We start from the raw sequence: 10,703 nt of genomic DNA on the forward strand, positions 1-10,703 counted from the left end.
CTTCTTAAGACTTCTACCGTGACCACCACCATGGCCACCGCCGGGCATCGCACCGTCCGCATGTTAGACCGGAGAGCGGTTCTCGCTTCCGGCGCCGCCGAAGCGCTCGTGACGAGACCCTTGGCTTTCTCCCTCTGCGTGGATTCGATTCCGGGGTGTTGCCGTCGGCGCCTAAGCCTCTGCATCGCACGCCATCAGGACAGCGCGGGTCTAGACGATTAAAGATCATCGTTGGGAGGGCATTGGAGGATCAGCGGCCAGCGATCGCTGGTAGAGGTACAGCCCCGGATACATCAAGGAGGTCTTGGCCAGCGTTTTTGCTGGTCAATGGCGCTTTGCTACCGGTCAAATCTGGTACCCCCGGCATGACTCGAACATGCGACCCCCGCTTTTGGAGAGCAGTGCTCGCACACTAGCTCATATGATCTGACCTGCCGAGATGCTCCACAGGATGAGCGCGACATACTTGATCATCCCGCCTATGTCCTGTGCCCGCGGGAGCGTGCCCCCGCCTCCGCCTGTGGAGGACGTAAGTGACGGCCAAAGATCTTGGTGCACCCCGGGGTAGCGGATACACGAGAAGTGTGCAACCCGGTGCGAATCTCCTGAAATGATCGACGACTGTCAGTGTTAGGCGCCAGTATAGAGCGACGAGTGGCGAGCAGAGCTGCGTGCCGACCCGCGGCGGAGAACTAGAAGGACAGTCAATGACGACGAAGTCGACCGGCAGGTCTCCTCAGGTGGAGCAGGTCCGTGCCGCCCTCCACCGTGAGTTCGACGGGTTGATTGACCTGTCTGATTACACTCATCCAGATCCGGGCGAGCAGGAACGTAAGTTCCTTAGTAGGGCACTGGCGGCCTTGGTGGCGCGCAAGCTCTCTGGTCATGACAGTCGTGAGGTTGTCGACTACTTGGTCGACGGACGTGCCGACATGGGCGTCGATGCCATTGTCCCGCTCAACGGTGGCCTTCACATCTGTTTCATTCAGAGCAAGTGGAACCAACGTGGGAATGCGGGCTTCAGCGCTGCTGATGCACGCGCCTTCTTCGAGGGACTCCGGCTTCTTGAAGATCGGAAGTTCGACCGCTTCAACGACAATCTTCGGCGGTATGCGGAGCAAATCAAGAATGGCCCCTGGGATCCACGTAGCAAGATCACTTTTCTGATCGCGCTGATGGGTCCGGGGAATCTCCATCCCGACGTCGAACTGACACTCGGTGACTTCGAGGAAAGTGTCAACCAGTTTAATACCTTTCTCAGCCACGAGGTCTGGGGAGCACAGCGACTCTGGGAGGTCATCAGAGATGATCTTGCGATGCCAGAGGTTGAATTGGTTGCCAAACTGGATCAGTGGTTCAATCTCGGTCAGCCGTACAACGCCTACCAGGGGCGGGTTCCTGCCGCTGATGTTGCGGACTGGTTCGATCAGCACCGTGACCGGCTTTTCGACCAAAACATCCGGCAGCCGCTCGGCTTGACCGAGGTCAACCACGGGCTCATAGAGACATTGATCGAGAACCCTGAGTCCTTCTGGTACCGCAACAACGGGATGACTATTCTTTGTGACACGGTGGAGGTACATCACTGGAACAAGGCCGCCTATGGGCCAGTGCAACTTACCTTAAAAGGTGCAAGCGTGGTAAATGGGGCACAGACGGCCATGGCCACGTATGAGGCGCTCCGAAAGGCTCCTGAGGCTGTCGCCCGCGCTCACGTCGGAATCAAGATCATCTCGACAAGAGACTGTCCATCCGACTTCGGCATGACAGTCACGAGGGCGACGAATACACAGAACCATGTCGGGCGGCGTGAACTCGTCGTTGCTCTTGATCGCGTCCAGTTTGATATCAGGCTCGACTTTGCGTTATCACTCCAGAAGGAGTATGTCTTCAAGACCGGAGAGAAGGAGCCTACAGCTGAGCTCGGTTGCTCAGTTGTCGAGGCGGCTATTGCGCTAGCCTGTGCACACAGCAATCCCGATTTGGCGGTCCGCGCCAAGCGGAGTACGGAACTTCTCTGGGAAGAGGGCACCTATCAACTGCTTTTTGGTGACCAGCCGACCGCACTCCAGATCTGGCGATCCGTCCAGATCAACCGGGCGGTCCAAATAGCTCTTTACGCCAGTAAGGGTGCCCGCGAAGGAAGAGCTCAAACTATTGCGGAGCATGGCGAGTCTCTGATCGCTCACATTGTGATTCAGCGCATCGATGGCGGCGAGATCGAAGACTCCGAAATCGACTGGGAGCTTGTCCTGAGGGGAATTCCCGAGCTGACTGAGCAAGCTCTCGCGTGGCTGATTCACCGTGTCGACCAGACCTATGGCTCGACCTCCCTTATTACCAGTACCCTCACTAACCCTGACCGGTACCGCTACCTGACCAGGACAGTCATTGAAGACCTTGCCGGTGGGGGAGCAGCGCCTGACGTTCCGGCAGAGTACCGGCCGTTGCCTCCGCCCCGCCGACCCAGGCGACCTAACGCCGTACCCACTCTGATCGACGCGGGCCGCCTTACTGATGGAACAACCCTGTATTTCGAACCGAAGACTAACCCCGAACGCGAAGCATTGAAAATCTGGCTGGCTGAGGATTCACGACGTGGTCAGGCAAGTTGGGTAAATGACCGCAGGAAGCCGCTGCTCTGGGCCGCCGACGGCATAAGGTACACGCCTACGGGTTTGGTCACCCGCATCTGGAAAGAGGCGGGATGGACCGCCACTCCGGTCTCTGTCCAAGGGCCCTCACGCTGGCATCTTCCAGGCGAGGGTTCTCTGTGGGATCTCGCCAAGGCTATTTTCATGGAACGTGAGGACGGTGAAGAATGAGCCGAGCTAATTCAGCACGCAGGTTCACCAGCTCAGGCTAGCCGTTGAGGTCTACCCTGAGGAATTCTCCGGTGTCAACTGCCGCGTCGTCGGGATAGAATTGCAAGCGATTCATCTTCATCAACCGGTACCGGTGGTTATTGAGGATGACGATTACTTGACGCCGAGAGAGTCACCACGTCATCTGATGGCAAGCCGATCCGTACCGCAAGGCCGTCAAGCCCGAGACATCCGATAGGCGAGGCGTGTCAACCCGGTCCGGAGTGACCGTCGGCGCGAACGACGGGTCGTAGGCATGACAGCGGGCGCATCGGCGGTTGCTCCGGCGCGTGCGGGGGTCTTGAGGGCTGCGAAGTCCCAGCGGCAATGGTGCTCAGCCCAGCTGACCCACGCTGCGGCGGACTACTCAGCCGATATGGGAAACGCCGCCCGTTACTGGTAGGTCAGGCAGTGAAAACAGGCAGCCCAGGAAGCGGTTGTAGAGGTTGCTCAGGGCGGCAGCGTGGCGCTCGTCCTGGTCTTTGCGCGGGTCGTAGTGGCCTCGTGCTCCAGGTGAGGCGGTCAGAGCGGCGGATGTCCACACATACCCCACCGGGGCTAGGCGCTGGTTTTTGACCCGGCGGTGCGTCACGGCGCGGCTGCGTCCGCTGGAGCGGCTGATGGGGGCCGCGCCGGCGTAGGCCTTGAGGGCTCGGGCATTGGCGAAGCGGGTGCGGTTGTCGCCGACCTCGCCGAGCAGTCGGGCGCCGGTTAGATCGCCCAGGCCGGGGTGCGCGCGGAACGCGGCAACGGTGGCCTCTTTCAGGGCCGCGGCCGAGGTGCAGGCGGCGTCCAGCACCGCCAGCAGTGCCAGGGCTTGGTAACCGTAGGCTTCTTCGACGGGGGTGTTGGTGCAGGTGCTCGGGGCGCAGCCCGGTGTGGATCTTCTCGGTCCAGGCCTGCAGGTGGTAGATCCGGCCACTGGGCTTGAGGGCGGCGCAGATCTACGGCCGGCTCAGCCGGGCGGCTTTGGCGGGGGTCGGGGCGATGGCCAAGATCGCGTGGGCCTCGCGGCAGCCGACTCCACCGAACTCGGGGTACATCAGACTGGTGCGCGGTTGAGCCGAGAAACTGACCCAGGACGGGTACGAAGTCACCGAAGGACAGGCCGTGTAGATACAGCAGCGGCAACACCTTGGTGCTGCGCGGGGTCTTGCGCACCCACGGCGGCAGGATGGCCGAGGAGAACTGCCGCCGCTCGCCGGTATCGGGGTTGATGCGCGTGTCATCGACGCGTGGTGTGCTCACCTCGATGGTGCCAGCTGCGGTGAGGACCTCCCGCGTCTGGTGGGAGCCGTTGCGCACGACCAGGCGGCGGCCGTTCTCGTCGCGCTCGTCGGTGAACTGGGCGATGTAGGCATCGACCTCGGCCTTGAGCGCTTGGGCCAGTATCCGGCGGGTGCCCTCACGCACGATCTCATCGATCAGCGACAACGAGGTGGAGTTGTCTGTGAAACGGCGGTCGCTGCCTGCGGGCTCGAGGACTACGGTGAGCATCGGGTGGGCCTTCCGCGGCCGACGCGCCAACGTCGGCCATGCGTGAGAGCCTCAAACGATCACTGGGAAGGTACACCCCTTCCCAGTCGATCCGCAGCTCTCAAGCATTGCTCCGCAGGTCGTAGTCTCACCTACTGTGCTGCCCCTTGAAGGAGAAGATCGGTGACAACTAGCGGTAAGCCCACCACTGCACCCAAGTCGCCCTACGGGCCCTCAAATGCCCCCCTGCACGTCAGCGGTCAGTGGATCTGGGCTCCTCTTCGAGGTCAGTGGCTCATCGCGAAGCCTGAAGAACGTGTACGGCAGCAATTCATCTATGATCTTCACACAAACTGGGGATACTCCCTAGGGCAAATGCGACAAGAGGTGAAGACTCAGCGCGGACGTGGATCAGCGCGGGCGGATATCGTTATTTCGGAATCTAGCGATGATCTCAACGCTAATCGCAATTATCGCATAGTTGTCGAGGTGAAAGCTGAGAACGTCTCTATCAATGTGAATGACTACGATCAAGGAGAGTCCTATGCTCGAAGCGTGGGAGCAGAATTTCTAGTCATGCACAACATGCGGGAGACCGCATACCTTCGCCTGATCCCTGGAGCGCCGGGTGAACGCATAGAGATCACTACCATCCCTAAAGCTGATGAGTTAGGAGACGCCAAAAGACTCGCCGAAATCCGTAGATCCACAAAGGCTTTCACGAGAGATGAATTTCAGCGTCTCTTGTTCGATTGCCACTGCATTCTTCGAGATAACCACAAAATGGACCCGGGTGCAGCTTTCGACGAAATCTCGAAAATCTTGTTTATTAAAATGGCCTTTGAGCGAATGGATCGCGCCGAGGTCTTCAGTATAGACACGCTCGATAATTTCGCTAAAACAAACCTGATTAAGGACGATGCCAGAGTCCTGCAGCAGATCTTTACTGTAACAGAGGATCACTATAAAGCTGATGCGCTCTTTAGTGAAAACGAACGTCTTCGGGTCTCATTTGAGACCTTTCGTAGGATCGTCGGAAAGCTTCAGAAGTTCAACCTCTCGAATACTGGAGATGACGTCAAAGGTATCGCATTCGAGAGATTTCTAGGCCAAACCTTCCGTGGCGAACTTGGCCAGTTTTTCACACCCCGCCCCATAGTCGAATTTATGGTGGAGATGCTTGACCCTCAAGAAAAGGAGCTTATTTGTGATCCAGCGGCTGGCACGGGCGGCTTTCTAATTAAGGTTTTCGAGCATCTGAAAGAAAAGGTCGAAAGAGACGTTCATGACCTCATGGCTGCAGAAGAGGAGAGACTAGACAAGCTGGCTACCGATGAAAACTGGAGCGAGGAGCGCCATGCTCGAGAACTAGAGCAGATGCAAAGCGACTTCAGCAGGGAAGTGGATCAGATGGATGAATCTTCGCGCCTCTTTAGAATCGCACACGAAAATATCTACGGTGTAGATGCTGAGCCACGAGCAGCGCGTACGAGCAAAATGAATATGATCATGCACGGTGACGGCCATGGCGGGATCTACTACCACGATGGCCTCATCGATACCGCTGGAGTCTTCGAGGGCCGCTTTCACGTAGTCGTAACTAATCCGCCATTCGGTGCGAATGTCGGGGCGGATCAGATTGTTGGGGCCACGGAGCAGACCCGTATCGACAGCCCATCGAAAGTCGCTGAGTATAAAAAGCTATATGGCCCGCCATACGCTGAATCCCACGCTCGTCTGCTTAATGCGCAGTCGAAGAAAATGCCAGTTCTCCAGCTGTTTGATATCGGTCGTGATCCAATTGCCGCTCCAGATAATATCTCTCGAGTGCGAAAGAATCGTCCTACTGAAACTCTTTTTGTAGAACGTTGCTTGCGACTCTTGCGTCCTGGTGGCCGTATGGGCATTGTCCTGCCCGACGGGATTTTGAACAACCCGTCACTAGCCTGGCTGCGAGAGTATGTCGAAGAGCGAGCAAAACTTCAAGCCATAATTTCAATTCCCCAGGATGTCTTCGCCTCTTCCAAAGCGACAGTAAAGACTTCTCTTGTGTTTCTGCAGAAATTCACGGATGAGGAGTCGCAAAAGTGGCGTCAGACATGGACAGAAGTACAGGGAGCTATCCAAGAAGAGCTTGCAGGAAAATTCGAGGAGGTAGATAGCCTGCATCGCCGTAGTAATATCTATGATCGAGAGGAGCTAGCTGTTCTCATCGATGAAATAGATGATATTGAGGTTACGCTCTCACGTTCAGCGTCTAAGACCACAGCTACAAGTAAACGACTTAGAGAACTTAAGGGCAGCCTTCGCATGGCTGTTACGCCTGCGGATCGGGAGAGGGCTCGTGAGTTGCGGCGGGAAGCGACAGCTCGGCAGGCTGAACTTGAGCGTGAGGTGCAGCGCCTCACACGCATGAGAACACGAGAGGTGTTGTCATACCCTGTCTTCATGGCTGAAGTCAGTCAAGCAGGGATTACTGCTACCGGTGAAACAGGAACTCATGTCTTCAATGAGCTGCCTGATATCCATGCCGCGTACAAGCGATTCCTTAACGATAAAGGCCTATTTCTAGAAGAGAGCCAACGCATGCTTAGAGAGTCCATTAGCATAACGGGGGATGAGGCGTGACGGCAATAATACAGATTGCACCATCATCTGCACTCGAACGATGGGACGTCAAGCACTTCTTGAGGCCTCGATGGCAGCGCTCTGGTAATGAGGTTGTGCCATTGGGTCTAGTGGCAAGTCGCCGCGAGGAGGTGAATCGAGGCGACTTGCGTATCGGATCTGTTCACTTCGATGGCCAAATTACTTTGCGTCCTGAGAAAATTCAACTTAAGGGAACCACTTACGTCGCGCATCCAGGTGATCTTGTATTTTCGCGAATTGATGTTAGAAATGGTGCTATCGGTGTAGTACCTCACGGGTTTGGCAAAATTGCCTTTACCAATGAATTTCCCATCTACTCTGTCTCCGGGCAGCGCGATCTATTGCCTGACTTTGTGCGTTTGATTCTCCGCACTCATATTTTTCGGGCGCAAGTCGAAGCGCTTGTCGTTGGCCACTCGGGACGTAAGCGTGTATCTGCAGAAATGTTCGAGAAAATCCCCATCCCTGTTCCTTCTTTGGGTGAACAGGAGAGTATCGTCCGAAATTACCGCGAAAAACTGCTTGAGTCGGATCGGCTCCTAAGTGAGAGTCGTCGGGTGCGAGATGAGACCATTTCGCGCATCTCTGAAACCTTGGGACTTTCCTTCCCTGAGATTCCATCTATTAAAGGTCCTTTCGCGGTGGAATACGGCCGACTTCAACAATGGTCTGCAGCGGGATCGATGGCTATCGCTCGCGGTATTCATTCCGAACTCGAAAGCAAATTTCCGGTTCGGTTACTTGGGGAGGAATCTCTGTCGGCCGTGTCATATGGCCTTCAGGTCAGCCCTCATAGTCGCCCTGGAGATAACGCGCGCCCGTACCTGCGGGTGGCCAATGTTCAGGATGGATATCTTGATCTAAATAAGGTTAAAAAGATTGAGGTGCCGCCCGAGCTATTCCCTCAATACCGGTTGGAAGATGGAGATATTCTGCTCTGCGAGGGAAACAGTGCGGAGCTGGTGGGTCGTCCAGCAATTTGGCGTAATGAGATCGAAAATTGTGTTCATCAAAACCATATCCTTCGAGTACGCCTCAATGACCAAGAGCTGCTTCCTGGATACGCGTTGGCGTATATGCAGACAAGGCCGAGTAGAATTCACTTCAGGGGGAGAGCTAAGAAGACTACGAATCTCGCTACCATCAACAGTAGGGATGTTCGTGAACTAGAGATACCGGTGCCTCCTCTGGATATCCAGAGGGAGCTGGCTGAGCTCTGGGAGTCGGCAAGTGCCGACGCTATAAAGATGAAGTATGAAGCTAATCAGCGGCTGGAGATTGCTGATGAAGAGGCTGAAAAAGCGATCGCGATCGGCCGCTCTCGGTATTCAGTTGGGTAGCCCTGTTGTCAGTGATGGCGCTGGCTGCGATTGGTCGGAAAGCCGCAGCGCGGCCAGCGACCACCTGGCAACAGGCCGCCGCAGGTGGGCTGCCTCGAAGACGGATATGAGCTTCTTTCGATCTTATCGTCAGCTGCTTTAAGCTGCGGGTGTGGCGTTGACCCAGACTGGAGTTGCCCCGGTTCGGTAGACACATCAGGGCTTGCGGCTACGCGGCAGCGTAGTCGTCTTCGTGAGTGGGCTTGTGGGCTTGGCGTCACTCGTATTCGGCGGGGCTGAGGTGTCCGTTCGCGGAGTGACGGCGGCGCGGGTTGTAGAAACCCTCAATGTAGGCGAACACCGCTCGTTCGGCTTGTGACCTGGCGTGGAAGGTGCGACGGTTGAGCAGTTCGCACTTCAGGGAGGCAAAGAAGCTCTAGGTGATCGCGTTGATGCTCGTATAGTTCGAAGCAGGTGCCGGTGCGGCCGGTGGAGCGGCGCACCCCGGCCTGCTCACACCGCCGTCCGAAGGCCACAGAGGTATATTGACCGCCCTTGTCGCTGTGATGAATCACCCCGGCATCAGGCCGGCGCTGACCGATCGCCATCGCCAAGGCGTCGGTGACCAGTTCGGTGCGCATGTGCTCGGCCATCGCCCAGCCGACGATTCGCCGTGAGAACATATCCAAGACCACCGCGAGGTAGAGGAAGCCCTGCCAGGTCGGCACGTAGGTGATGTCGGCGGTCCAGATCCGGTCCGGCTCATCGGCCTTGAATGTTCGCTTCACCAGGTCTGAGGCGGCGACCGCCTTGCGGTCGGTGATAGTCGTGCGACAGCCCCGACGTCGGGAGACCCCGGCCAGTCCGGCCGCGCGCGTCAGCCGGGCCACCCGCTTGCGGCCGATGCAGATGCCGTCGAGTTCACGCAGGTCGGCGTGGATGCGTGGCGCTCCGTAGATCTCATCCGAAGCAGCGTGGTGAGCACGGATCTTCTCGGTGAGCTCAGCGTCACGGCGGGCGCGTGCCGACGCCCCGCGTCGACCGCGGTCGGCCCAGGCGTAGTAGCCCTGGCGCGACACACCCAGCACCCGGGCCAGCAGGGAGACGTCGTGGTGGTCTTTCTCCGCATGAATCAGCCGGAACCTCATCTGGGCCGATCCGTCTCCCGGATGCTCCTATGTCGTCAAGCCGCCGCTGCCAGCATCTGCTCAGCGGTATCGGAGATCGAGGCATCGACGGCTTTGAGGGTGCGGTAGACCACGTCGGACAGGCGGCGACGCAGCAGGCGGATGGCCTCGGTGCGGGTCTTGCCCTCGGCCATCAGCTTGTCGAGGTAGGCCTTGCCCGGACCGATACCGCGGGCCCTGGGTAACGGCGATCATGTGCAGGGCGCAGTTCATGCGCCGGTTGCCGCCGCGGTTGAGGCGCACCCGGCTGCTGTTGCCCGACCAGACGGGGATGGGGGCGGTGCCGGTGGAGCGGGTGAAGGCTGCCTTGGAGCGGAATCGGTGTACTCCGGCGGTCTCGCCGATGATCGTGGCCGCGCCCAGTACGCCGCAGCCGGGGATGGCCAGCAACTGTGGGGCCATGGCTCGCACGAGTTGTCTCAGCTGACCTTCCAGCTGGTTGATGCGCACGGTTAACTGCCTGCAGCGCTCGAGCAGTTCGCGGGCGATTTGCGCGACGATCCCTGGCATGTCGGCCAGATGTTGAGACAGCTCGTCTTGGACGCGGCGACGGCGAATTCCGCGGGAGGGGATCTCCAGCTCGGGGTCGAGTTCGTGCAGGTGCCAGCGCAGCTGGCTGCAGATTCGGGTCCGCTGAACAACCAGGTCATCGCGGTAGTCGGCCAGCAGTTTCACCTCCCGAGAGGGACCGTCCAGGTGAGCTACCGGCAGGTTCGGCTCGCGCAACGCGACCCGGGCGACCGCCAGTGCGTCGATGGGGTCGGATTTGCCGCGTTCCCGGCCTGAGCGGCGCTGGCCGGACATCAGCTGGGTGGTGACGCGCACGACCCGGTGGCCGGCGCGCAGCAGATCGGCCTCCAGTCGGCGGGTCACGTGCCGGCAGTCCTCGATCGCGAAGGTGACCTCGGTCCATTGGGCGGCCCAGGTCGCAGCGTCGGCATTGCCGTCGGGGGTCGCGCGAACGGTGCGTTCGGCGAGTTTGCGGCCGACCTGGTCGACGGCGACCAGAGTGTGGGTGCGTTTGTGGGCGTCGACGCCGATGACGATCAACCGTTCCTCCTGAACAGTCACCTACCAGCAACTTCGAGGTCCGAGCCGCTCCGGCGGGCACGCCTAGGGCCTGTACGGAGTTGAGATCAGGGGGATTCGCCTGCGCGGTGGCTTGCCGTCCTGGTAGGCCATCGCCATGGCGCGTGGAGAACTCACCG

Annotated in this window: 6 protein-coding genes and 2 pseudogenes; 3 read left to right on the forward strand and 5 right to left on the reverse strand. The window is 58.6% G+C overall.

Features of this window, described 5'->3' with window-relative positions; all coding sequences use genetic code 11:
- Positions 1-707: 707 nt before the first annotated feature.
- Positions 708-2,825, forward strand: a complete 2,118-nt coding sequence (locus ACZ6RT_RS20900) for an AIPR family protein (RefSeq protein ID WP_470155447.1) — start codon at positions 708-710, stop codon at positions 2,823-2,825.
- 406 nt (positions 2,826-3,231) lie between these two features.
- Here ACZ6RT_RS20900 and ACZ6RT_RS20905 read toward each other — a convergent pair whose 3' ends face one another.
- Both ACZ6RT_RS20905 and ACZ6RT_RS20910 read right to left on the reverse strand, forming a co-directional pair.
- Positions 3,232-3,663, reverse strand: coding sequence for a transposase (locus ACZ6RT_RS20905; protein ID WP_470155448.1), 432 nt, complete (start codon positions 3,661-3,663; stop codon positions 3,232-3,234).
- Positions 3,664-3,917: 254 nt separating this feature from the next.
- A pseudogene (locus ACZ6RT_RS20910) lies at positions 3,918-4,361 on the reverse strand (transposase); the annotation flags it as partial.
- Between the two features lie 162 nt (positions 4,362-4,523).
- Here ACZ6RT_RS20910 and ACZ6RT_RS20915 point away from each other — a divergent pair.
- Both ACZ6RT_RS20915 and ACZ6RT_RS20920 read left to right on the forward strand, forming a co-directional pair.
- Positions 4,524-6,968, forward strand: a complete 2,445-nt coding sequence (locus ACZ6RT_RS20915; protein ID WP_470155450.1) for an N-6 DNA methylase — start codon at positions 4,524-4,526, stop codon at positions 6,966-6,968.
- A gap of 131 nt (positions 6,969-7,099) precedes the next feature.
- The gene (locus tag ACZ6RT_RS20920; protein ID WP_470155452.1) at positions 7,100-8,329 is read left to right on the forward strand and encodes a restriction endonuclease subunit S; all 1,230 of its coding nucleotides are present in this window, start codon (positions 7,100-7,102) and stop codon (positions 8,327-8,329) included.
- A gap of 256 nt (positions 8,330-8,585) precedes the next feature.
- Here the strand turns inward: ACZ6RT_RS20920 and ACZ6RT_RS20925 are convergent, their stop codons facing one another.
- From ACZ6RT_RS20925 to ACZ6RT_RS20935, 3 genes and pseudogenes are all read right to left on the reverse strand, one after another.
- Positions 8,586-8,729: an IS3 family transposase gene (locus ACZ6RT_RS20925; RefSeq protein WP_470155460.1), complete on the reverse strand. Its 144-nt coding sequence runs from the start codon at positions 8,727-8,729 to the stop codon at positions 8,586-8,588.
- A gap of 58 nt (positions 8,730-8,787) precedes the next feature.
- Positions 8,788-9,456: pseudogene (locus tag ACZ6RT_RS20930) on the reverse strand (IS3 family transposase); the annotation flags it as partial.
- 60 nt (positions 9,457-9,516) lie between these two features.
- Positions 9,517-10,545, reverse strand: coding sequence for an IS110 family RNA-guided transposase (locus ACZ6RT_RS20935; RefSeq protein WP_470155454.1), 1,029 nt, complete (start codon positions 10,543-10,545; stop codon positions 9,517-9,519).
- Between the last annotated feature and the right edge of the window lie 158 nt (positions 10,546-10,703).

This window comes from Streptosporangium sp. NPDC050148, from assembly GCF_055586505.1.

Excerpts from the sequence above, each read along its gene's own strand:
- ACZ6RT_RS20900 (WP_470155447.1), top strand. The coding sequence starts at position 708 with ATGACGACGAAGTCGACCGGCAGGTCTCCTCAGGTGGAGCAGGTCCGT.